The sequence below is a fragment of the Cohnella sp. SGD-V74 genome (assembly GCF_003001675.1).
Lineage (GTDB): Bacteria > Bacillota > Bacilli > Paenibacillales > Paenibacillaceae > Cohnella.
Window position 1 is genome coordinate 310,855 of sequence record NZ_PVYW01000006.1, and the last position, 22,404, is coordinate 333,258.

Genomic DNA, 22,404 nt, shown 5'->3' on the forward strand with positions numbered 1-22,404 from the left:
CCGCCGAAACTCCGCAGCTTGCCGACCGCTACTCCTTGACGGCTCCCAGCGTCATTCCCTTAACGAAGTATTTTTGCAAGAACGGGTACACGACCAGAATCGGAAGCGCTCCCAAGAAAATTTGCGTCGAACGCAGGCCCCGCTGGGAAAGGTTTTTGATATCCTCGGGATTCAGATTGATCCGCGTCAGATCCAGATTGGCCACCAGCGCCTGAACCATCGTCGCGAGCGGCTGCTTGGTCACGTCCATATAAATCAGGCCGTCGAACCACGAATTCCAATGGCCCACCATCGAAAAAAGCGACAGCGTAGCGATCGACGGCATCGAAATTGGCAAGTACACGTTAAACAGAGTGCGAAGATGGGAGGCTCCGTCGATCTGCGAGGCCTCCTCCAGCTCGGCAGGAATGCCGCGGAAAAAATTCATCATCAGCACGACGTTGAACACGGCAACCGCCCCCGGCAAAATCAAGGCGAGCAGCGTATTGTTGATTCCTGTTTTGACGACGACGATATAAGTGGGAATCAGGCCGCCGTTAAACAGGATCGTCGCCACGAAAAACCAGGAGTACAGCGAACGGCCCTTGAATCTCTCGTCCGACTTGGCCATCGGATAGGCCGCCAATACGCACAAGGTCATGCTCAGCAGCGTTCCCAGCGTCGTGCGCAGCACGCTGATCCAGAGCGCTTGGAGAAACTGGGAGCTGCCGAACGTCTTCGCGTAATTGTCGAGATTAAAGCCGATCGGCCAGAGCGACACGAGATTGCCCGTGGCCGCCTCGCTGGAGCTGAGCGATACCGCGACGACATGAACGAGCGGCAGCACGCATGCGATGCTGACGGCCAGGAGCATCCCGGCGTTCGCGAAGGCGAACGCGCGGTAGCCCGGTGATTTATAGTACATGGGACCGTCTCCCTCTAGAATATCCGATAATTGGCGTATTTGTAAGCCAGCCGATAGGTGAGCGCGATCAACAGCAAGGAAACGACCGACTTGAACAGACCGACTGCCGTCGCGAACGAGAACGCCCCTTGCAGCAGCCCGACCTTGTAGACGTAAGTATCGATGATTTCGCCTTTGCCGGCCACGATGGGATTAATCATGTTAAATACCTGATCGAACCCCGCGTTCAGCACGTTGGCCAAAGAAAGAGTGCCTATAACGACTCCCACTTTGATAATGGAAGGCAGCGTCACGTGAAAAGTCTGCCTCAGACGGCTCGCTCCGTCGATTTCCGCCGCCTCGTAGAGAGCCGGATTTACCCCGGCAAGAGCGGCCAAATAAATGATCGTGCCGAACCCGAACTCCTTCCAGACGTCGCTGACGATCAAAGTAAACCGGAACCACCCTCCGCTTCCGAGGAAAAAAACCGACGGCAGACCCAGCGCGCGTATCGCGGCGTTGACGATTCCGTGCTCCGACAGCATGTCCGTCAGAATGCCTCCGAGAATGACCCACGACAAAAAATGCGGCAGGTACACGAGCGTCTGCACGGTTCTCTTCAGCAGCAAAATACGGACCTCGTTCAGCAGCAGCGCGAACAGCAGCGGCGCCGCCCAGCCGACCGCCATTTTGGACAAGGCGATCACCAGCGTGTTCTCGATAATTTGGACGATCCGCTCATCCATGAACATCGTGCGGAAATGCTCCAGTCCGACCCATTCGGAGCCGCCGATGCCCTTGTAGGTTTTGTAGTCCTGAAACGCGATGACGATTCCGGCCATCGGAATGTAGCTGAACACAATCAGCAATAGGACGGACGGCAATAAAAAAAGATGGAGCATCCCGTTATTGTGAAGCCCGCCTTGACCGGAACGCCTCGCTCGTTGCGCCGCAGCCTGCATGCGCTCCCTCCTCCCGTAATGGCCCGCATGCCCGCAGCGAAAGACGAGAGCGGGGAGATTCGTCGTCTCCCCGCTCCCTCATCCTCTTCGATCATTGGGCCGAGGCGTACCATTCGTTAATCTCGTCCGTAATTTGCTGCCCGCCCTTGGACAGCCAGTCCTGGATGAATTGATCCAGCTCGGCGTCGCTTGTTTTTCCGTAGATGTAGCTGATCGTAACCTCGCTCTCCATCTGGGTGAGCAGCGGCCACTTACTGACCATCGTTTTCACCGGGGCCCCGATAAACAGGTCGCGGCGCGCCTTGTCCAACTGCTTGAACGACACGAGCCTTCCTTCGAGAAATAACGGCGAACTGGAGAAAGCCAGCTTTTGCTCGTAGATCGTGTCTCTCTTCCCGTCCACCACGCGTTCATAGATATTCGGACCTTCGATCATGCCGGGAGGCGTGTTGCCGACGGTCGCCATGGTGTACCTCAGATCGATGGCGCCGCCCGGAACGTCCCAGCTCGGCTTCCCGTCCACCATGACATAGTCGTAGCCTTCCCCTTGCCCCGCGGCGAACGGGCTGTTCGGGTCCTCGAGCAGACCGCCCATCGACACGTCGTAATATTGGAACAGCGCCTCCATATGCTCGAAGTCCTTGCGGAACACGTACGTAATGTACACGAGCTTGGTACCGATGCGGCCGACCGCTCCGTCGACTCCGGACGGAAGCTCGTACGGCTTGACGACCGCGCCCGGGACGTTCTTCGCCGTATCCTCCAGCGGCCAAGCGCCCATCCAGCCCGGCCCGAAAATGATGCCGGCCTCCCCCGAAGTAAACAACGAAGCCGCCTTCTGCTCGTCGTGCGTCGCGAACTCCTTGCCCAGATACCCTTGCTCGAACCATTGTCTCAGCTTGGCCAGCCCGTCCTTGAAGCCGGGCTGCACGGAGCCGTATCGCAGCTTGCCGTCTTCCCCTTTGTCCCAAATATAGGGCTGAGTTTCGCCGAAAACGAATTGGGCGTCGCCCATGTAGCCGGCAAGAGGCTGCAGCGCCTTGCCGGACAACGCCAGCGGGATTTTGTCCGGATACTTCTGCTTGAACGCCTCAAGCAACGCTTCGAATTGCTCGATCGTTTGCGGCGCCGGAAGATTGACCGCCTCGAGCCAATCCTGGCGAATCCACATGATGGTGTCGCCGATATTGCCATCCGAGATTGTGGGCAGCCCCCACCTTTTCCCGTCCTTCGTTACGGCCATCCACACGTCCGGATTTTTCGCGTAAGCTTCCTTCGTTCTCGGCGACGCGTACTTCTCGAAAGCTTCGTCGATGGACATAATTTGACCGGACTCGATCAGCTCGTTCAGCAGAACGTTGTCGCTGATCGGCAGCAGATCCGGCAGCTTCTCGCCGCTGGCCATCGCCAGCCTGATCTTCTGATTGAGCGCGTCCCCCTGGTCGGTCAGCAGCCACTGATACTTCGTCTGAATGCCGAGATTGTCCCGGTACCAGCGCGTCAGCGGATTGTCCTCGTAGGTGTCGCCGTTGCGCAGCTTATCCAGATCGCGAATGGCAAAAGCGGTCGAGATGGTCACCGGCGGATCGAACTTCTTCAGCTTCCAGCTTCCGTCGTCCGGCGCGGAAGATCCGTCCTGCGCCGTACCGGAGCGCTGGGACGAAGGCGTTGCGGAGTTCTCCGGCTTCGAAGACTGATTTCCCGAGCAGGCGGAAACCCACAGCAATAAACAAACCGCAGCCATAAGCGATAACGTTTTCACAAATCTGTTCATATCCGTCCCCCTTGATCTGGTGATCCTACCGGCTTCGCGCGTTGCCTGGCCCCATTATAGCAAGGCGTTTCCGCAGTCCGATATGGAAACCTGTCAAGCTTATCGCACTATATTGGGCGATTGGAATCCGCCGCGCCTAGGCTACAGATTCAGTCCTTGGCGACGCGGTCCGTCTTCCCCCGGCTTCAGCAGCAGCGTGTAGGACGAGTTCCATTCGGAATGTCCTTCCGCCTCCAGTACCAGCCTCATCCGTCCGCCTGTGTCGGCGAACGGCAGTCGGAAGCGAATCGTCGGTCCCGGCGCATTGCCGTTCGCCTCCAGCTCCGGGCAGGTCCAGTCCAGCAGCGCATGCCGCCTTCCCCCAATTACCAGATACGCCGTCAGACGGACCGCGGGCACCGGCTCCGGGGAATCGCTAAGCATCCATAGCTGCGGCTCGAACCATTCGCCCTCCCGCCAGGAAAACTTGGGAATCCGGGCGCTGGCGAGCACGGGACGGCAGGATTGTTTCACGGCGGCCAGCGCCGGCTTTGGGACCGCCGGCCAGCAGACGAGACTGTTGTTCGCGGCGGCCGGCCACGCTTCGTTGAAGCACCAATTGAGCGCCATGGAGCATTTCGGCTTCTGGCGGCGCGCTTCCTCGTAGACGCATTTATAGCCTTCGCATTGCAGCAGCTGTCCTCTTTCGACCAGCTCCTCCAGGGTGCGGTGCGGACCGAAATAATGCTCGATCAACCCCTCGCACAGCCACGTATCCTCCTCCCAGGCGCCGAAGGCATGATGCGCCTCCCACGCTCCGCCCCGGCGGGGAGGATACAATTCCTCCGCAGGAAGGAATGTCGTTAACTGCTCGACGCCCGCGGGAGACGGAATCCCAAACTCCGTATACGCGGTGCACGAAGCCGCGGGCATGAGCTGGAACACCTCTTCTCCCGTGGAAACGTCGCGAAACACGTAATGCCCGTGCCCCATTCCGGTAACCGGCGATGTCGGCAGAAAGGGCGTTTCGGGGTCCAGATCGAAGCAATTGCGGTTCAGCAGCCGGAGGGCGGGCGACTGATCGGTCATGCCGGACCAGCCGTTGAACAGCTCGTTTCCGCCGCACCAGAGGGCAAGGCAGGCATGCGAACGAAGCCGCTCGATAATCGACCGGGACTCCCGGTCTAGCACGTTCATATAGTCGGGAGCTGCTTCGTAATCATTGCAGGCCAAGGGAAACTCCTGCCAGACCAGCAGCCCTTTTTCGTCGCACAGATCAAAGAAGACTTCCTTGTTCACGATGCCTCCGCCCCATGACCGAATCAGGTTCATATGGGCATCCCTTGCCATCTCCAGCAGTTCCTCGTAGCGGCCCTTGTCCAGCGTTCCGGGGAAAATGTCCGGGGGAACCCAGTTCGTCCCTTTGGCGAACAGTCTGCGTCCGTTGATTTCCAGCGTGATCGGAGGATTGCTCCGGCTTTTCGGGAAGCTCGACGGCTCGTTCCAAGCTCCTTCGTGCATGACGAGACGCACGCTGCGCGCTCCGAACCGGCTGACCGACCGATCAAGCGCCTGACCGTCTTCGCCCAGCAGCAGCGCTTCGGACGTATACAGCGCCGGCTCCCCGTGCCCATTAGGCCACCACAGCGCGGGATTGTCCAGCGCAAGCCTCAGCTCGACATCGCCGGTCTCCGCTCGCAGCGTCCGCTCGGCGACCAGATTGCCGGCCGGATCTCGCACGAGCCACCTCAGCAAGCCTCCCGGCTGCGACAGAACGGCGCGGAGACAAACGTCCGCCTGAAGCGGGCGCCCCTCTTGCGGGACAGGGAGGCGGCATACCGTTTCCGCCCAGCGGATATGGAGGGCCGGCCGGACCTCCAGGAACGCTTCGTCCCATATTCCGAGCGGAATCAGCCTGGGATGCCAATCCCAGCCGTAACCGACCGCCGGCTTGCAGCTTTGGGCCGCTTCGGCGCGCCCCCGCTCGGCTCCCGGCCTTCTCGGCGCAGGGAACACGACGATGTCCAGCTTCGCTCCGGGAGCCAGCCTGTCTGTCAAATCCAGCTCGAAGGAAGTGAACATCCCTTCCTGTTCATGCAGCTTGACGCCGTCCAGACGCACCTCGAACCGGTAGTCCACGCCCATACAGACGAAAAACAACCGCTGATCTCCGGAGAGAGCCGGAGCGTCGAGAACCGCCCGGCAGCTCCAGAATCGGTCCTCCATCCACTCGTAATCCTTGTAATTCGTCCCTTCGTAGAAGGGAGGCCAACCTTCGGCGGCAGCCCAATCGAGCTGCACCGCTCCCGGCACCTTCGCCGGCACGCGAAAGGCCGGCTCCTCGTCGGGGCTGCCGGAATGTCCGACCGTCCACTCCAGCCCGAATCTCTCCCGCTCCATCAGCCTTCTCCCTCTTGCGGCCCCAGCGGCAGCCAATCCAGCACTCTCCGGATATGCGAATCCCAATACTCCCAGGTATGTGCTCCCGGCCCTTCCTCGTAGGTCAGCGGCAGCCCCAGACGGCGGGCATGGTCCCGAAAACGCCGATTATCGCCGTACAGGAAATCCTCCGTGCCGCAGCACTGATACAGCGCCGGGCAAGCCTTGTCCTCAGCGGCTGCCGCCGCTGTCGCGCCAACGCCGGCCGCAAGCCGCTCCGCCAAAGCGAACAGATCGTTGTCCGATCCAGCCGCGGGACGGTCCCCGAACAGTTCAAGCGCTTCGTCCCCCATGAAAGCGCCGATGCCCGCAAAATCGAGCGCTCCCGACAAGCTGGCCGCAGCGGCGTAACGCCCGGGCAGCCGCAGCGCCAGCTTAAACGCTCCGTAGCCTCCCATCGACAAGCCTGCGACGAATCTTCCGTTCCGGTTCCGCGCAACGGGAAATAGCGACTCCGCAATGGAGGGCAGCTCCTCGCTGACGAACGTCCAGTACCTGCGGTGCTTGCCCAGGTCGGAATAGAAGCTGCGGTGCACTTCGGGCATGACGACGGCCACTCCGCGTTCGTCCGCATAGCGTTCGATCGACGTGCGCCTCAGCCACGTCGAATGATCGTCGGACAAGCCGTGCAGCAGATAAAGCACGGGCAGTCTGCTCCCTCCGTTCTCCCGGCTCGCACCCTGGGCGTTCATCGCGAGCGCTTGCGGGATAATGACGTTCATGGAGACGGACAAGCTCAAAATCTCCGAATAAAAGCCGCATTGAATCAGCGCCATATGCCTCTTCCTCCTAAAGGCTGCTCATTTGTCGTTGCCGAAGGCGAAGCTTCGGCAAAATTCTCCGTTCGTTATACGAACCTATCGTAGGGCGGCCCGATTCCATTTTCAATAAAATCGCAGGAAACGACTGATAAGAAACGATAAACCTAAAAAAGTCGCATGAATTTACAGATAGCTAAAACAAGAAAAGTGTTTGGCGAATTAGCTATTTAATAGTTATAATTACACCTATAATAGCTATGAGGAGTGAGCGCCATGAAAGTCCCTTCGACGGAGGTTCAGAATAACTTCGGTAAATATGTGAAATTTGCGGAAGCGAATGAGGAAATCATTGTGACTCGAAAAGGGAAGGCAGTTGCCAAAATCGTGCCTTGTCTTCCGTCGCATGTGGCGGAAGAAGCTGCGGAATACAAAACGAGCGACGGCTGGGTCACCTACGAGGAATTTCGTGAATTGACTGAGAAGTCCGAGCAGCGCTTCGAACTGATTGACGGCGTGATCTATTTCTTGACCTCCCCCTCCTACAAACATCAACACGCCATACATGAACTGCACGGTGCGTTCTACAACTGGTTTCGGGGAAAATCATGCACACCGCTCACTTCCCCGTTCGATGTGACCTTCTTCAAGGCAGAGAATAACATTTGCGTCGTCCAACCGGACATTGCGGTAATCTGTGACAGAGAAAACGTCAATGAACAGGGTAGATACATTGGGACCCCCGCACTTGTCGTCGAAGTGTTATCTCCTTCCACGCGAAGCAAAGACATGCTCAAGAAGCTGGAGTTGTACAAGCAATGCGGGGTGAAGGAATACTGGATCGTCGACCCCGTCCAGGACCAGGTTCTCATCTACTCATTCGACGAACTCGACATTAAGGATAGCAGAGCCTTCTCCAAGAGTGCGCGGGATACGGCGAAATCTTATTGCTTCCCGGGACTGCAAGTGGACTTGCAGGAGATCTTCATATCGCTTTCTTAGTTCGTAAGGAAGTGCGGCATCGTCGATACCACCAAGAAAAGGAGCATTTTCATTTGCTGCAGCAATGGGCGCCGCTAGACTATCGGAAGGTACGGGAAGCGATCGGGAAAGTGATTGACCATCTGGAACAAGGGCATACCGAGCCATTGATGCTGGAAGGCGCTCACAGGTCATTCTATTACACGCCTGGAGAGCCTATCATCGAGCCGCGCGGCAGCGAGCGTCTGAAGTGCTGGGAGTGCGGCAAACGATTCGAGTGGACCGTCGAGGAACAGGACAGGTTCCGTATGCGCGGGTGGAATCCGCCGAAGCGGTGCGAATCATGCCGGGAGGAGCGCCAGAAGCAACGTGAGGCCTGGTTGTGGGAATGAAGCCGCGATCTGTTATTAGGATAGCTTCCATGCATCTCTTCAGTATCCATAGAATCGCTTGTAGAGTATAATTCTTTTAAAGGAGTTGACTGGAATGGCCGAGATGAAAAAGGTAACTTTGGATAGTCAAACGCAAGAAATGCTTTGGAACGTGCTCCACGATCAAGACGAAGTCATTGCTGATGTATTCGGTACAGAAGTGAAATTGACCGTGCTGAATAATAAGGCTGACTATACGGAAATAGACGATATTATCTCCGAAATCGAGTCCGACCCGGAATTACAACAGATGTTGCTGGAGTCTGATGAAGACATCAAAGCTGGAAGAGTATATTCAACCGACGAAGCACTTCGGTTTATAAAGGAGTTCCGCTCCAAATAATGCGTAAGGTTAAGTTCACCCAAAATGTATTAAATCGGATTGCCCAAATACGAAGTATTCATTTTACCTCCCAAGAAACCACCCGTTTTCAGATTAAACTAATCGAAACTATCCACGCTCGACTTTCCACGATTACGCCAATGGCTGGATTTCATGAGTTCAAACGAGGCCCTTGGGCGAATACGCGGCGTATACTTGTTTTAGGCTACAAGGTGTATTACGTTTACCTTAGTGTGTCAGATGAAATCATTGTAAAGGGGATTAAAGCTCCAGGGATGAATTGATCCCCAATGTCCACGAATGTGACGATGCAAGCTATCCTGCGGGCGACGGTCAATCTCTCCGCTTGAAAAGACAAAAAAAATCGCGGCCATTAGGCCACGATCGATTGTTAGGATGGTCGGGACGACACGATTTGAACATGCGACCTCTTGGACCCGAACCAAGCGCTCTACCAAGCTGAGCTACGTCCCGATGATTATGAAGTTCAAAAAAAAGCCCGAAGGCTCTGTCTCTCGCTTATTCAACTTCCCAATTAAATGAATGGAGCGGGTGATGGGAATCGAACCCACGCTATCAGCTTGGAAGGCTGAAGTTCTACCATTGAACTACACCCGCGCAAAACTTGAATGGTCGGGACGACACGATTCGAACATGCGACCCCCTGGTCCCAAACCAGGTGCTCTACCAAGCTGAGCTACGTCCCGACAAGTTTTGAATAAATCTGGCGCGCCCTGAGAGATTCGAACTCCCGGCCTTTTGATTCGTAGTCAAATGCTCTATCCAGCTGAGCTAAGGGCGCATATGGAGCGGAAAACGGGATTCGAACCCGCGACCTTCTCGTTGGCAACGAGATGCTCTACCACTGAGCTATTTCCGCATATTCGGTGTTTTTTGCCGCTCATTCGTTCAGTCCGAAGTGCTTGAGGCGACAAGAAATAATATAACAAATACCCAAATCATTTGCAAGCCCTTTTGCAAACTTTTTTTAGTTTTTTTGATTACGTCCGTTTTCCGCCCGCCTCGCGGGCTTTCCGAAGCTGAGACGAGAACCGGTTGACGGCGCTTTTATCCGCCACCTGGTTCCCGTCTCAACAACGTTTATATAAGGTTGGACTTCTCCAGAAGCCGCTTAACGATCGCGGCAACCTCGGCTCTCGTAACGAACGCCTTCGGCTCAAGCCGTCCTCCGCTCTTTCCGGTTACGACGCCGGCCCGGATCGCGGCGGCAACGCCGCTGCGGGCATAACCGGATACCTCCTCGGCATCCGTGAACGCAACGCTCGCATCCGCTCCGTCCGTCTGCGCGGCTTTCAGTCCGGTTAACGACATCGCTCTTGCGATCATGACCATCGCCTGTTCGCGGGTCATTCGCTCGTGGGGCCGGAAGGTGCCGTCCTCGAAACCTCCGATGATGCCTTACGCGTGTGCGGTATTTACCGCGCCCGCGTACCAGCTTGTTTCCTTGATGTCCGAGAACGGCTCCGTTCCTTCCTCCGGCCGAAGGCCCAGACCGCGAACGAGCATCGCCGCGAATTCGGCGCGGGTAACCTGCCTGTCCGGACTGAACAAGCCTCCGGAGCCGTTGACGACCATTCTGGAGCCCATTTCGTTCATTTCGGCTTCTCCCCAATGTCCCGCCGTGTCCGAGAACTTGACCGAATGCGATACGATCGCGTACAGGCTGTTGGTTACACTGCTAATTTTCGCGTAACGCTTGCCTCCTGCATCAATCTGCTTCGTCGGTACGTGCCGTACGCTTCCGTCCTCGTCCATGGCGATGCCCGTCGTCAGGGCGTTCTCATCACCGCCTTCGGGAATCTCAATCAGCCTCTCTACATAAAAGTTGAACTTGGACACCTGATGTGCGGCTCCGCCGGAAACGACTCGAACCGCAAATTCGACCGGTGACGCGAGCAGTTCGAACCTGCCTTCGGCAGCCGCCGTCTCCAGCTTCTTCACGTCAGCCGCGGACGGCAACGATACCTCAATCTGTATAAGGAGATTCCCCGGCTCCGTTCCTCCGTCCGCCTGACGGATGATCCCGTTTAGATCAATCGCATCAATCGGAAGAATGTAGACAGCCTGTCCGATCTCCACTTCGAAGGTGGCTTGCTTCTTCTTCAGGATTTGCAGCGACGGCTCATCCAATTCCACGATAAGCCTGTTCGATCCGCGATCCGCGACTTGGATTCTCACGCCCGCCCCTTCGGCCGAGGCGAGCACCCGCTCCAGCTTCACGGAATCGGCAATATAGACGGTAACTGGCCGACCTCCCCGCTGCTCCTTAACGACAGTTCCCGGGCTTGTCGACAGGCCATTCACCCAGACCTTCACATCCGAACCGGCGTTCTCCGTCGCATCGGCTGACGGCTTCGGCTCAGCAGAAGGCGCTCCTCCTCCGTTGTCTCCGCTGCCACCGTTGCCGCCACTACCTTCGTCGCCCCCGTTGCCGCCGCTCTCTCCGCCTCCCGTGCCCGGGCTGCCGCCACCGCCGGTCGGCGCTATCGGGATAACCTCGTTGGACAGCGCCGACGATAAGCCTGTACCGGCAGAGTTAACGGCACGGACGGAGAAGGCATACGCCGTTCCGTTCGTTAACCCCTGCACGACGATCGGACTTCCCGCTCCAGCGGCGACAATCCGCCCCGTCGCATCGGCGACCTCGTACCGGACAATCGGGCTTCCTCCGTCGCTGCCCGGCGCCTCGAACCGGACTTCAGCCTGTCCGTCGCCGGCCGTTGCGACAACGCCGGTCGGCGCGTCGGGAACCGTTCTCGGAACGGCTGCAAGCTCGTTGGACAGCTCGCTGTCCACGCCTGCATACGATGCCCGTACGGCGAAGCGGTAGGTTGTTCCGTTCGCCAGTCCTGTTGCCGTATATCCGTATACAGCCCCCGATACGGTAACGGCCGGCGCGAGGTACGAGTCGGTACCCGCGCGCCAATAGATTTTGTAGTCGGTCGCTCCGATCGCGGGCGACCACGACAGGCTGACTTGCCCGTTGTCCGCTTCCGCGGTCAGCAGAACGGGCGCATCCGCCGAATCCACCGGCCGTACCGTAACGGTCGCCGTATAGCTTTGCTCCGATCCGTCCGTCGCCGTCACCGTGTACGTCACCGGTCCGGAAAAATCGCGCGCCTCCCCCGACGCGGGCGTTAAGGCCGCTCCGTTATACGCAATCGTCGGCGCCAGCGCACTTATATCCGTTCCGTAAGGAACCGACGCCTCGATCGTCTTGGCCGCTTCGTCGATGATCCCGATCGCCGGAGGCGTCAGGCCGTCAAATCGGAAGCCGTCTATCGTCTTAACAGAGGAACGCTCCGCATTGACGGCGTCGACGAGTTGCTGAAGCGCGGCCAGGTCCGCGATCCCCCCGGATCGAGCGATCGCTTCCTTGTACCCCTCCAGACAAGCCGCCACGGCCTCTTCGATGCCGGCGGCAACCAGTACCGGCAACGTCAGCTCGTCAGCGTCGCCCCTCACGGCATAATCCGCGACGAGGGCCAGCGCCACCGCCGGCTCCGCGGCGAACAGCGTATAGAATTCTTCCCCGTTCTCATCGTAATACGGACCGTAAACTTCCCCCGCCGATCCGATATTGACGCTTGGCCTCACTCCCATCGCCGTGAACTCGTAATGGCGAATCGAGATCGTTCCGTCCTTTTTGACGTAGAACAGACTTGGACTGTTGTCGTATCCGGGCGAGCGCGTCCAGTAGTCCGCGTCGATCGTCCTGAAGCTTTCCGCTCCGGCGACAACCGTACCATGGTTGCGATACATATTGTACGTACTCGTATACCCCCACTCTGCCGCGGACAGCAGGAATGCGGTCTCGTCCGTCAGCGTTTTTCCATACGTCAGCGTCGTCGTCGGCTCCACCGCCGTGCGGAATCGCTCCGACAAGCCGTTATAGAAGTCGTTTCTCAGCCACGTTCGGATATGCGAATTTCCCCATTCGGACGAGTCGTAATCAAAGCTGTCGTAGTAAGAGCGGTTGCCGATCGGATGAACGCCATTTAGCGTCAGCAGCGTAAGATCGGCTCCGAAATGACCGTGCGCCATCACGATCCATGGCTTCGCGAATCCTTTCGTCTCCTTCACGACCGTCCCCGGGGGAAGAGCCGATATCGGCTCTGGAATCAGCCTCGCGGCTCGGCTCTGCTCTTCGTTGGCCCGATCGATCATCTGCTGCAGCTCCCCGGGGGAGCCGACCTCTCCAGCCCGGACGATCGCCCAGCCGTAAGCTTTAAGGTTGGACGCAACCGCGCCGACCGCGCCGGCGTCTTCCAGCTCGGCGACGGTCAGCGGCCTGGCGTTGCCCGTCTTGGCGTAACCCCGGATTTTCGTCAGCGCGTTCGAACGATCGATCGTCCTCTGCAGCTCGGCCAAGTCCGCAATCGTTCCCGCTTCGACGATCGCCGCTTTATAGACATTCAGGTTGGCGGCTTCGGTTTTCGCTGCGCCGACCTTAGTCAGCTCCTCGATCGTCAGAGCTTCGGCATTTCCCGAGACCGCATACTGCTGAATCCGCGCAAACAGCTCCCTCAGAGCCTGCCCGTTAGCCTCGTCGATCAACGCCTGCAGCGCGGCCGCATCGGCAATCGTACCGGCGCCGGCTACAGCCGCACGGTACCGGAGAAGCTGCTCCGCCTCCACATTCGCCGCCCCTGCGGCCTTCAGCTCTTCGATAGTCAGAGCTTCGGCATCTCCTGCCGCAGCGTAAGCTCCGATGACAGCGAGCCATACCGCCTGCTGAGCGCCGTTAACGTCCGCTACGATCGTCTGCACCTGCGCCGCCGAAGCAATCGTCCCCGCCCCTTCTATCGCGGCTCTATAAGCTGCGAGGTTCACGGCATACACCGACCTCGCGTCCAACACTTCAAGCTCCTCGACCGTCAGCTCGCCGGCATTCCCCCCCGAGGCGTAGCTCTGGATTCTTGCCAGCACCGCCGCAGGGTCGGCGCTGAACAGTGTGTAGAACTGGTTTCCGCCTGTGCCGTATGGCCCATATACCGGCGTATCCCCGGCCAGGTTGACGCTCGGCCTGACTCCGTATGCCTGCCCTGAATAATAGCTGTACTGGATAACCCCGTTCGGCTTGATCATAAACAAGCTCGGACTGTTGTCGTAGCTCGGCGAACGGGTCCAATAGTTCAGGTTCAGCGCTCTGTAGCTTCCCGCTCCGGCTACCTGAGTCCCGTGATCGCGGTACATGTCGTACGTGTCCGTATAGCCCCATTCGGCTGCCGACAGCAGGAATACCGTCTCGTCGGCCAGCGTCTGGCCGTACGTCTTCGTCGTCGTCTCCCGCAGCGCCGTCCGAAAACGCTCGGACAAGCCGTTATAGAAATCGCCTCTCAGCCAGGTGCGGATGTCCGAGTTTTCCCACTTCGACGATCCGGACGCATAGCTGGAATAGTAAGGCCGGTTGCCTCCCGGATGCACCCCCTTGAGCACCAGCAGCGTACGGTCCGCTCCGAAATGATCGTGCGACAGCACGATCCACGGCTCCGTAAATCCTCTCGTATCTGTCACGACCGCCCCTGCGGGCAAGTCCGCAATGCGCGTCTGCGGCTGCGCCCGAACCTCCGAATTCGAAAACGGCACCCCCAGCAGTAAAAACAACGCGCCGAATCCGACAATAACCGCCCACTTTCGCTTTAATGCCTGCATCGCCAATCCTCCGTCTCCCGTTCTATGAATCTCCCGCACAAGCCGCCCGGAATCCCCAAATTCCGCTTGAATTCCGCCTCGCATTTATGGATAATACGACTAGCTCGTCCTATCCTCCAGAATAAAGAATCAAGTTTAAGTTTCGTTTAAGTCCGAGGCTTTACGGCCTTATTCGACATCCACCTCTTCAAGCCGATCGGAGAGTCGTCCCTAATGAACCCTAGTTGCGCGAGAACGATCACAATCGCCGCTTCTCTGCTGACGGCGTTATTCGTTTGGTTCGGAGTTCAACCTGCCGCCCTGGCCGTTTCTACTTCCGTCAGCGATGCGAAGGACGGCATTCTCGACCTGAACCGGTGGAGCCCGCGACAGGATGGCGCCGTTATCCTGGAGGGACCGTGGGAGTTCTATTGGAATCGTCTGCTTGATCCGCAACGGCTGAACGAAAGCCTCACGGATGCCCCTATAACCGTCTCCATCCCCGCTCAGTGGCAGTCGTATTCGATCGACGGACGCCCCCTGTCCAACGAAGGATACGCGACCTACCGCCTGACCTTCACGCTGTCCGAAGCTTCCGCAGCCCATCCGCTCGGCCTGTACGTGCGCAATGTGGCTACGGCCTACCGCATCTGGATCAACGGCGTACGCGCGATGGACAACGGGACGGTCGGCATGGACGCCAAGACGATGGTTCCGAGAAACTATCCGAAAGCCGGCTATTTTCAGCCTCGTCCGGGCAGCAACGAGATCGTCGTGCAGGTTTCCAACTTCGTGCAGAGAACGGGAGGAATCTGGGAGAGCATCGAGATGGGGGATGCGGAGAAAATCGCAGCGCTGCATAGAAACGAAGTCCTGTTATGGGCGTTGATCGCGGGCAGTCTGCTGCTTATGGCGGTCTATTCGGGGTTTCTCTATTTGTTCCGCAATCGGCAGATCTCCGTCATCTGGTTCGGTCTGATCTGTCTGGCCGTCTGCATCCGTTCATCGCTGCTCGGACCTTCGTTCGCCTACGTTATACTTCCGGGGCTGAGCTGGGAGTGGGGAGTGAAGCTGGAATACCTTTCGGAGATCGTCACCCTGTTCTGCATGGCCGTATTCGTCGGCAGGCAGTACCCTCGCGAAGCCGTCCGGTTTGCGGTTCCCGTATTCGGCGCCGCTCTCGCGGGCTTCGGCGCATTCGTGCTTGCCGCTCCTGCGAAGACGTATACGCAGTATCTCGTTCCGTACATTTTAGCGCTGCTCCTCCCCGTCTACCTTTACGTGTTATACAGCTACATTCGCGCCGCGGTGCGTCGGAGGACGGGAGCCCGCGTCAACGCCGCCGGCTTTGCCGTTTTCTTCGCCTCCGTCATCCATGAGATTTTATACTATACCGGCTTCGTTTCGTTCGGAGGACTCGTCTCTTACGGATTGCTGTTTTTCCTGCTGACCCAGCTGCTCAATCTCTCCTCGGTGTTTAGCAAGGCGCTGACCAGGTCGGAGATGCTGACGAACGAATTGGCCAAGGTCATTGCATCCCAGGAAGAAACGATCAGAAGCCGAACCGCCTCCCTGCAGGAATTGAATCGCAAGCTCGAGCAAGGGAACCGGGAACTGACTCGGATCGAAAACGTGCGCAGCACGCTGCTGGCCGACGCCCATCACGACCTGACGACTCCGCTGACCTCGATCAAAGGCTTCTCGAAAGCGATCATGACCTCCGTCATTTCGGAGGAAGCTCCCCGCTACGCGAAACGAATCTACGAACGAAGCCTGTTGCTGGAAAAGCTGATCGACAACGTCTTCGAACTCAGCCGGTTGCAGACCGGAGAGCTTGAATTTCAGTTTCAGGAAGTGCCGCTGCTGCCCTTCCTCCGACAGTTGACCCGCAAGTACGAGCCCGAGGGAGCGTCCCGGGGAATTGCCGTACTGTGGGAAGAGCCGGAGCTGCCGCCTCCTTCCTCCGCTGAAATACGAGTCGTCGTGGATTCCTACCGTTTCGAACGCGTATTTGCCAACCTGATTGCCAATGCGATCAAATTCACTCCCGGAGAAGGCGTCGTTCGCGTATGGGTCGAATTCCGCCCCGCCGACGAACCGGAGGACGGACGGGCCGTCATCCATGTCGCCGACTCCGGAATCGGCATTCCCGAGGCGGAGCTGCCTCGCATTTTCCAACGCCATTATCGTGGTCTCTCCGGCTCTCTCGGCCAATCCGGCAGCGGGCTCGGACTCGCCATATGCCGGGAGATCGTCACACGCCACCGTGGGGAGATCGGGGTCATCAGCGCTCCGGGCCAAGGCAGCGACTTCTGGATCGCTCTGCCCGCCCGTGTGCGCCCTGCAGAGATAGACGGCGAGTTAGCCGAGGAAGGAGACAGCTTATGAACGGAAAAATTTTGCTGATCGAGGACGATACGGACATTTGCGACCTGGTTGCCCTATATTTGCGGAGGGAAGATTTGCTCGTCGATCTCGCGCCGGACGCGGAGCGGGGGTTGGACATGTTCCGGCGCGCCGAGTACGACCTGTTGATCTCGGATATCATGCTGCCCGGGATGGACGGCTTGCAGCTAGTCCGGATGATCCGCCGCGAATCCGACGTTCCGATCATTTTCATGACCAACAAGAAAACGCCGCAGGACATCGTTAACGGCTTAAAGCTCGGAGGGGACGACTACGTCACGAAGCCTTTCGAACCGGAGGTTCTCGTTGCGCGGGTGCAAGCCGGGCTTCGCCGTTACAAGGCGGGACGGGGAAAAAGCGGCGAGAAAGCAGGCAAAGCGTGGGACGATGGTTGGCTCAGCGTCCATACTGGCCGGCTGGAAGTATTCGTCGATAGCAAACCGGTCTCCCTTCCGGCCAAAGAGCTTCAGCTTCTTCTTCTGCTGCTCAAGCATCCGAACCAGGTGTTCAGCGTCAGACAGCTCTACGAGAAAATATGGAGCCTCGACGGGCTTAGCGACGAGCGTACGGTAATGGTCCACATTCACAATCTTCGCAAAAAAATCGAAAAAGACGCGGCCAAACCCGAATACGTCGTCACGATCCGCGGTTTCGGCTACAAATTCGGCGCAAGAAGAAGAACGGTTGAGCGGCCGATAGACTGAGCGTGAATAAAACAACCCCCGAATCGTCGGATTCGGGAGTTGCGGCTTCTGTACGTTTGTCGTTTACACGTCGGAACGCAGCGCCTGGCTAAAATCGTAACCCGTCGGGTTCTGGAAAATGCGAAGACCGAAAGACGGAGCGGCCGCGAAGATGTGATCGAAAATATCGGATTGCGCCGATTCGTACACGCTCCAATTCGTGTCGTTCACGAACGCGTATACTTCCAGCGGCAGACCGTTCTCCGTCGGCGCCAGCTGGCGAACGAGCAGCGTCAAGCTTTGATGGATTTTCGGATGATGCCTCAAGTAGCTCTCGACGTACATGCGAAAAACGCCGATATTCGTTAACTGCCGGCCGTTGATCTCCATCGTCTTGTCGATGGCATTGCGGTCGTTGTATTCCGCGATCTCCCGTTCCCTGCTTTCGATATAGTCGGTCAGCAATTGGACTTTCCGGAAGCGCTCGAGCATTTCGCCGGAACAAAAACAAATGCTGGTCGTATCGATGTGCACGGAACGTTTAATGCGGCGTCCTCCCGCCTGCCTCATCCCCCGCCAGTTGCGGAACGAGTCGGAGATCAGCGCGTAGCTGGGAATCGTCGTGATCGTCTTGTCGAAGTTCAACACCTTGACCGTATTCAGAGAAATATCGATGACGTCTCCGTCCGCGTTATACTTCGGCATTTCGATCCAATCCCCGACCCGCACCATATCGTTGGCAGACAGCTGCACGCCCGCGACCAGCCCCAATATCGAATCCTTGAAAATCAGCATAAGAACGGCGGACAAAGCCCCCAAGCCGCTCAGCAGAATAAGAGGACTTTCCCCGATCAATCCCGAGATGATCACGATGGCTCCGATAATGAAGACGAATATTTTAATCACTTGCGTGTAACCGCGAATCGGCTTGACCTTGGAGATCTCGTAAGAATTGTAGATATCGTTGCACGCGTTCAGGAACGCGTCGATAACCATCATGCTGACGACGATAATGTAGATGGCTGCGCCCTTCTCAATGAACGTCTGATACCCCGGAAAAAGCGGCGCAGAGAAATAAATAATGATGGCCGGCACGATGTGGGAAAGTCTATGGAACACCTTCCGCTCCAGAAAAACATTATCCCAAGTGAAGCGGTTTTTCAAAATAACCGAAGCGATCACCCGCAATACGATCTTCTTCGTGACGAAATTCGCCACCACGCTTACCCCCACGATGAGCAGGATGACGATCATGTTCGCGAGATACACCGCAATTTGAGAAGATACTCCTTGTTCGACCAATAGCTGCTTAATAAAATCCATGTACTTCTCCTTATGTCAGTAAAGTTATTGTTCTATTATAGCATCCGTGCGCTCACGCCAAAAACTCCTCCTGGATAGATGCAGCCGCGCATCTATTTCGGAGGAGTTCGAAGCCCTGGCGTTATTCCGCCGCTTTCAATATGTCCAGTTGCAAATCCAGCTGCTTGTACAGCGCATGAATATCGCTCGGGGCAAACTGATCGATGTCGACTACGTACACGTGATTGTTCTTGAACGCGGGCAGCGATTGCCACAACGAACCGGCAAAAATCTCCTCCGCCCGCTTATCGCCTCCGTCTCCGGCGTACACGCCGACGAACATATGATCGGCCGCATAGTCCGGCAGCATCTCAAGCGAGATATCGATGCCCTTGCCCGGCTCGAGAACGTCCGTTTTCACCTTTGCCGGCGCCTCCAGCCCGAGCGAATGGTACAGATTGTATACTCCCCGCCCGTTCGCTTCGCTCATTACCCAGAAGCTTTTGCCTCAGATCTCGTAATACGCCACCGTCTCGCCCGGTTTGATCGTTCCCTCCAGACTTCTCTTGGCTTCCGCCGCTCTCTCCTCGTACTTCCGTAAGAACGACTCCGCTTCCTTCTCCTTCCCGAGAAGCTCCGCGAACATGTGCAGGCGTTCCACCGGCCCTCTGTCGTTAAAAGGCATGACGACTGTCGGTGCGATTTTCGTCAGCTGCTCGACGATTTCATCCGGCACGAAATTGTGTACGATAATGAGATCGGGTTGCAGCTCCAGCACCTTTTCCACAGACGGCTCGTCCCCGATCGGCTCGGCTCCTTTCAATTCTTCTACGAACAGCCCCTTCTCTATGAAAGCCTGACCGGTGCCGATCGGCTTAACGCCAAGCGCCAGAAGCTCTCCCACGAATACTAGAGAAGCGATGCGCTGAGGCTCGGCAGGAATTTCAATGTCTCCGTTCAACGCTTTGTAGACTCTGGTCTCCGGTGCGCTGTCAGACGCTTCGGATGCAGCCTCAGGCGAACTCTGCTGCGAAGCAGCGCCCCCGTTCCCTGCATTGCCGGAAGCTTGCGACGGCTCCGTCCCGCCCTTATTGCCGCATCCCGCGACGACGAGTACTAGTATCAATAATAGGATCGATAATCCCTTTGTTCCAAAATGGCTCGCCTTCATGTGCAATGTCCCCTGTCTGCGGATGATTTTTCACTTATCGATAATGATAATCATTATCGATAATGATGATAACATCGCACCTCAACTGCGTCCATTTCAGAAAATAGGTTTTTGCTGTGTACTTTTATTTGATTCCCCCAACAAATAGTCTGCCTGTACGTCCAACTGATAATAAAGAGACAGCATATCGCTAGGAGCAAATACGGTCAAGTCGACAAAGCTGACCCGCCCCTCGCTGACTGCCGGAATATCTTGCCACTCGCGGCTTTGCAGCAAACGTCCCAACCAGCCGGAATCGTTGGCGTTCTCCTTGTCGCTCCGATATACGCCGACCAACATTCGATCGGCTGCGTAGCGCGGAAGCTCCTCAAGCTTAATGCTAAGAGGAACGCCTGGCCCCAGCACTTCCCGCTGCAGAGCTTCAGGCGGCCTCAATCGCAGCCCGCGGTATAGATTCGCCACTCCGCGGCCGTTCGCTTCGCTCATCAGCCAAATTCGGTCCTGCCAGATCTCGTAATAGGCCACCGTCTCTTCTTCGCGGATCACCCCGGCAAGTCGCTGTCGGGCCTGCTCCGCCTTGCGCTCGTATCTGGCCAGGAATGCCGCGGCCTCCTCCTGCTTGCCGAGCAGCTCGGCAAAGTAAGCAAACAGCTCGAACGGACCGCGCTTGTTGTACGGAACGACAACGGTTCTCGCCGCTGACGATAGCCGCTCAAGATGTTCCTCGCCGATCAGATGATGGGCAATGACCAGATCCGGCTGCAACGCGGCTATGTCCTCCGCAGGATGAAGCTCGCCGATCTCCGCAACGTCCGCCAGCCATTCGTCCGCAACGCCCCATTTTGACAAATAAGTCGGCGCCGCCCCGACCGGATGAACGCCTAGAGCCAGCAGATGCCCTACATGCTGAAGCGCGACGATTCTTTTCTCTCTTCCGATGAACGCGGTGGGCGTTTCCCCGGTAAGCTCCTTGAACTTGCGGCTGAAATAAAAGCCGTCGGCGTAGCCCACCTCTATCGCCGTATCGTGAACGCCTCGCCGGCCTAGAAAAAGCAGCTCCTTGGCTTTCTCGATCCTCAGCCGATTTAGAAATTCCGAGAACCCGGCCCCGGTCTCCTTCTTGAACAGGACCGAGAAATATTCGGGATTCAGCCTCAGCATGTCGGCCATCGAGTCCCTGGTAATTTTGTCGCTATAATGCTCGCGCATATAATCGACGGCTTGCCGAACTTTCGAAGGGGGCCGCTCCTCAGCGGGCAAGCCCGGCTCGAACAGCGCCTCCAGAAGCTGCCTGAAGCGGCTTTCCGTCCGCCTCGGGTCCTCGAAGCTTCGGACAGCCAGCTCTTCGGCCAGAGCCAGTACCCGATGAGGCTCGTCCGTATGAAGCTTGCCGCTGTTCAGATGAAAACCCGGTTTGCGGAACAGACGATGGGCCGAAGATTGCTCCATAAGACCGAACCGTTCGAAGTCCAGTCGATAGGCGCGAACGGGCGTATGCTCCGGCACATTACGGATGGACAGAACTTGTCTGGGAGCTGCACAGTATATGTCGCCCGCATTCAAGAGCAGCGCGTTGTCGCCGATTCGAATTTCCGCGCTTCCCTCCGCTGCGATCAGCAGCACGTGGCTCTCCCCGTTTTCGTCTCCGACCTCGTCGCCGTCTCTGCATGCAATGAACCGGATTTGAACGAGTTGGTACAAACAACGATGCAATAACGTCATCACTGCCATGATCTCACCCGCTTATCGTTAGCGTAAATATTAAAAAACCTCTGAATCCGTCGAGATTCAAAGGTCGTCATTTTATGCATATGGTGCGCGTAGAGGGACTTGAACCCCCACGGTTTCCCGCCAGATCCTAAGTCTGGTGCGTCTGCCAATTCCGCCATACGCGCGCATTCGCTTGCATTCTACCCGGTGTCGGAAAGAATGGTGAGCCATGAAGGACTCGAACCTTCGACACCCTGATTAAAAGTCAGGTGCTCTACCAACTGAGCTAATGGCTCGAGAATGGCTGGGGATCTAGGATTCGAACCTAGGAGTGACGGAGTCAAAGTCCGTTGCCTTACCGCTTGGCTAATCCCCAACGGAAGGAAAATATGGTGGAGGCTGAGGGGATCGAACCCCCGACCCTCTGCTTGTAAGGCAGATGCTCTCCCAGCTGAGCTAAGCCTCCACGACGCTTGCGGTATGAAAAAAATGGTGACCCCTAGGGGATTCGAACCCCTGTTACCTCCGTGAAAGGGAGGTGTCTTAACCACTTGACCAAGGGGCCATGGATAGTAGGGAAATGGAGCTCTCAACCGGGATCGAACCGGTGACCTCATCCTTACCATGGATGCACTCTACCTACTGAGCTATGAGAGCATGGTCCTTACTTATACACAGCGATAGAGAACAAATTGCTCCGGCCTGGCGACGTCCTACTCTCCCAGGACCCTGCGGTCCAAGTACCATCGGCGCTGGAGGGCTTAACGGTCGTGTTCGGGATGGGTACGCGTGGAACCCCTCCGCCGTCATCACCAGACCAGATCATTTGTAACAAGGCTTACGCCTTGAAAACTGGATGCGAACCAAGTGGTGCGAAGAAGAAGGTGAAGTGTCTTGCTTTGTCGTGTCATTCGTTAGGATAAGCCC

At 57.2% G+C, this 22,404-nt stretch carries 16 protein-coding genes, 11 tRNA genes and 1 rRNA gene; 5 read left to right on the forward strand and 23 right to left on the reverse strand.

What is annotated here, in order from left to right; genetic code table 11:
* Nucleotides 1-28 precede the first annotated feature (28 nt).
* The 5 genes from B0G52_RS12080 to B0G52_RS12100 all read right to left on the reverse strand — a co-directional run bounded on the left by B0G52_RS12080 (nt 29) and on the right by B0G52_RS12100 (nt 6,813).
* Nucleotides 29-904 carry a carbohydrate ABC transporter permease gene (locus B0G52_RS12080; RefSeq protein ID WP_094044497.1) on the reverse strand — a complete coding sequence of 292 codons (876 nt, stop codon included), beginning with the start codon at nt 902-904 and terminating at the stop codon, nt 29-31.
* 14 nt (nt 905-918) lie between these two features.
* Entirely contained in the window at nt 919-1,785 is an 867-nt protein-coding gene (locus B0G52_RS12085) for an ABC transporter permease (protein WP_233162620.1), read from the reverse strand.
* Nucleotides 1,786-1,936: 151 nt separating this feature from the next.
* Nucleotides 1,937-3,619, reverse strand: a complete 1,683-nt coding sequence (locus B0G52_RS12090; RefSeq protein WP_094044501.1) for an extracellular solute-binding protein — start codon at nt 3,617-3,619, stop codon at nt 1,937-1,939.
* A gap of 141 nt (nt 3,620-3,760) precedes the next feature.
* A complete protein-coding gene (locus B0G52_RS12095) occupies nt 3,761-6,034 on the reverse strand; it encodes a glycoside hydrolase family 2 protein (protein ID WP_143762554.1) in 2,274 nt (757 codons plus the stop codon).
* Nucleotides 5,998-6,813, reverse strand: a complete 816-nt coding sequence (locus B0G52_RS12100; RefSeq protein WP_094044505.1) for an alpha/beta hydrolase — start codon at nt 6,811-6,813, stop codon at nt 5,998-6,000. Before B0G52_RS12100 ends, B0G52_RS12095 begins: the two co-directional genes overlap by 37 nt.
* Nucleotides 6,814-7,071: 258 nt before the next feature.
* Between B0G52_RS12100 and B0G52_RS12105 the strand changes: the two genes are divergently transcribed.
* From B0G52_RS12105 to B0G52_RS12115, 3 genes are all read left to right on the forward strand, one after another.
* On the forward strand, nt 7,072-7,797 hold the full coding sequence (locus tag B0G52_RS12105) for a type II toxin-antitoxin system prevent-host-death family antitoxin (protein ID WP_094044507.1): 726 nt from the start codon (nt 7,072-7,074) through the stop codon (nt 7,795-7,797).
* Nucleotides 7,798-7,850: 53 nt separating this feature from the next.
* On the forward strand, nt 7,851-8,168 hold the full coding sequence (locus B0G52_RS12110; protein WP_233162614.1) for a zinc-ribbon domain containing protein: 318 nt from the start codon (nt 7,851-7,853) through the stop codon (nt 8,166-8,168).
* Between the two features lie 94 nt (nt 8,169-8,262).
* A complete protein-coding gene (locus B0G52_RS12115; RefSeq protein WP_094044509.1) occupies nt 8,263-8,550 on the forward strand; it encodes a hypothetical protein in 288 nt (95 codons plus the stop codon).
* Nucleotides 8,551-8,947: 397 nt separating this feature from the next.
* Here the strand turns inward: B0G52_RS12115 and B0G52_RS12125 are convergent.
* The 7 genes from B0G52_RS12125 to B0G52_RS12155 form a co-directional block, all read right to left on the reverse strand.
* Nucleotides 8,948-9,024 (reverse strand) — tRNA-Pro (locus B0G52_RS12125).
* Nucleotides 9,025-9,094: 70 nt separating this feature from the next.
* Nucleotides 9,095-9,168: transfer RNA gene (locus B0G52_RS12130), tRNA-Gly, on the reverse strand.
* Between the two features lie 12 nt (nt 9,169-9,180).
* Nucleotides 9,181-9,257, reverse strand: a tRNA-Pro gene (locus B0G52_RS12135).
* An 18-nt stretch (nt 9,258-9,275) separates the two neighbouring features.
* A tRNA-Arg gene (locus B0G52_RS12140) sits at nt 9,276-9,352 on the reverse strand.
* Between the two features lie 3 nt (nt 9,353-9,355).
* Nucleotides 9,356-9,430 (reverse strand) — tRNA-Gly (locus tag B0G52_RS12145).
* 221 nt (nt 9,431-9,651) lie between these two features.
* A complete protein-coding gene (locus tag B0G52_RS12150; protein WP_369827049.1) occupies nt 9,652-9,966 on the reverse strand; it encodes an S-layer homology domain-containing protein in 315 nt (104 codons plus the stop codon).
* Nucleotides 9,967-9,969: 3 nt separating this feature from the next.
* Nucleotides 9,970-14,226 carry a DUF6273 domain-containing protein gene (locus B0G52_RS12155; RefSeq protein WP_158223677.1) on the reverse strand — a complete coding sequence of 1,419 codons (4,257 nt, stop codon included), beginning with the start codon at nt 14,224-14,226 and terminating at the stop codon, nt 9,970-9,972.
* A gap of 213 nt (nt 14,227-14,439) precedes the next feature.
* On the opposite strand from B0G52_RS12155, the gene B0G52_RS12160 reads away from it, so the two are divergent.
* Both B0G52_RS12160 and B0G52_RS12165 read left to right on the forward strand, forming a co-directional pair.
* A complete protein-coding gene (locus B0G52_RS12160) occupies nt 14,440-16,593 on the forward strand; it encodes an ATP-binding protein (protein WP_094044517.1) in 2,154 nt (717 codons plus the stop codon).
* On the forward strand, nt 16,590-17,315 hold the full coding sequence (locus B0G52_RS12165; protein WP_094044519.1) for a response regulator transcription factor: 726 nt from the start codon (nt 16,590-16,592) through the stop codon (nt 17,313-17,315). The genes B0G52_RS12160 and B0G52_RS12165 overlap by 4 nt, the downstream gene beginning before the upstream one ends.
* A 63-nt stretch (nt 17,316-17,378) precedes the next feature.
* Here the strand turns inward: B0G52_RS12165 and B0G52_RS12170 are convergent, their stop codons facing one another.
* The 11 genes from B0G52_RS12170 to rrf form a co-directional block, all read right to left on the reverse strand.
* Complete coding sequence (locus B0G52_RS12170) at nt 17,379-18,617, reverse strand: mechanosensitive ion channel family protein (protein ID WP_094044521.1); 1,239 nt, start codon at nt 18,615-18,617, stop codon at nt 17,379-17,381.
* A 121-nt stretch (nt 18,618-18,738) separates the two neighbouring features.
* Complete coding sequence (locus B0G52_RS36605; protein ID WP_094044523.1) at nt 18,739-19,086, reverse strand: TroA family protein; 348 nt, start codon at nt 19,084-19,086, stop codon at nt 18,739-18,741.
* A gap of 18 nt (nt 19,087-19,104) precedes the next feature.
* Nucleotides 19,105-19,722 carry an ABC transporter substrate-binding protein gene (locus tag B0G52_RS36610; RefSeq protein WP_158223678.1) on the reverse strand — a complete coding sequence of 206 codons (618 nt, stop codon included), beginning with the start codon at nt 19,720-19,722 and terminating at the stop codon, nt 19,105-19,107.
* A 141-nt stretch (nt 19,723-19,863) separates the two neighbouring features.
* Entirely contained in the window at nt 19,864-21,498 is a 1,635-nt protein-coding gene (locus B0G52_RS12185) for a helix-turn-helix domain-containing protein (protein WP_094044527.1), read from the reverse strand.
* Nucleotides 21,499-21,579: 81 nt separating this feature from the next.
* Nucleotides 21,580-21,662: transfer RNA gene (locus tag B0G52_RS12190), tRNA-Leu, on the reverse strand.
* A 35-nt stretch (nt 21,663-21,697) separates the two neighbouring features.
* Nucleotides 21,698-21,773 (reverse strand) — tRNA-Lys (locus B0G52_RS12195).
* Between the two features lie 5 nt (nt 21,774-21,778).
* Nucleotides 21,779-21,853 (reverse strand) — tRNA-Gln (locus B0G52_RS12200).
* 14 nt (nt 21,854-21,867) lie between these two features.
* Nucleotides 21,868-21,943 (reverse strand) — tRNA-Val (locus tag B0G52_RS12205).
* Nucleotides 21,944-21,967: 24 nt separating this feature from the next.
* Nucleotides 21,968-22,042, reverse strand: a tRNA-Glu gene (locus B0G52_RS12210).
* Nucleotides 22,043-22,058: 16 nt separating this feature from the next.
* Nucleotides 22,059-22,134: transfer RNA gene (locus tag B0G52_RS12215), tRNA-Thr, on the reverse strand.
* A 43-nt stretch (nt 22,135-22,177) separates the two neighbouring features.
* Nucleotides 22,178-22,294: ribosomal RNA gene (gene rrf / locus B0G52_RS12220) — 5S ribosomal RNA — on the reverse strand.
* Nucleotides 22,295-22,404: the final 110 nt, after the last annotated feature.

Excerpts from the sequence above, each read along its gene's own strand:
- B0G52_RS12080 (WP_094044497.1), bottom strand. The coding sequence starts at position 904 with ATGTACTATAAATCACCGGGCTACCGCGCGTTCGCCTTCGCGAACGCC.
- B0G52_RS12085 (WP_233162620.1), bottom strand. The coding sequence starts at position 1,785 with ATGCTCCATCTTTTTTTATTGCCGTCCGTCCTATTGCTGATTGTGTTC.
- B0G52_RS12090 (WP_094044501.1), bottom strand. The coding sequence starts at position 3,619 with ATGAACAGATTTGTGAAAACGTTATCGCTTATGGCTGCGGTTTGTTTA.
- B0G52_RS12100 (WP_094044505.1), bottom strand. The coding sequence starts at position 6,813 with ATGGCGCTGATTCAATGCGGCTTTTATTCGGAGATTTTGAGCTTGTCC.
- B0G52_RS12105 (WP_094044507.1), top strand. The coding sequence starts at position 7,072 with ATGAAAGTCCCTTCGACGGAGGTTCAGAATAACTTCGGTAAATATGTG.
- B0G52_RS12115 (WP_094044509.1), top strand. The coding sequence starts at position 8,263 with ATGGCCGAGATGAAAAAGGTAACTTTGGATAGTCAAACGCAAGAAATG.
- B0G52_RS12155 (WP_158223677.1), bottom strand. The coding sequence starts at position 14,226 with ATGCAGGCATTAAAGCGAAAGTGGGCGGTTATTGTCGGATTCGGCGCG.
- B0G52_RS12160 (WP_094044517.1), top strand. The coding sequence starts at position 14,440 with ATGAACCCTAGTTGCGCGAGAACGATCACAATCGCCGCTTCTCTGCTG.
- B0G52_RS12165 (WP_094044519.1), top strand. The coding sequence starts at position 16,590 with ATGAACGGAAAAATTTTGCTGATCGAGGACGATACGGACATTTGCGAC.
- B0G52_RS12170 (WP_094044521.1), bottom strand. The coding sequence starts at position 18,617 with ATGGATTTTATTAAGCAGCTATTGGTCGAACAAGGAGTATCTTCTCAA.
- B0G52_RS36605 (WP_094044523.1), bottom strand. The coding sequence starts at position 19,086 with ATGAGCGAAGCGAACGGGCGGGGAGTATACAATCTGTACCATTCGCTC.
- B0G52_RS12185 (WP_094044527.1), bottom strand. The coding sequence starts at position 21,498 with ATGGCAGTGATGACGTTATTGCATCGTTGTTTGTACCAACTCGTTCAA.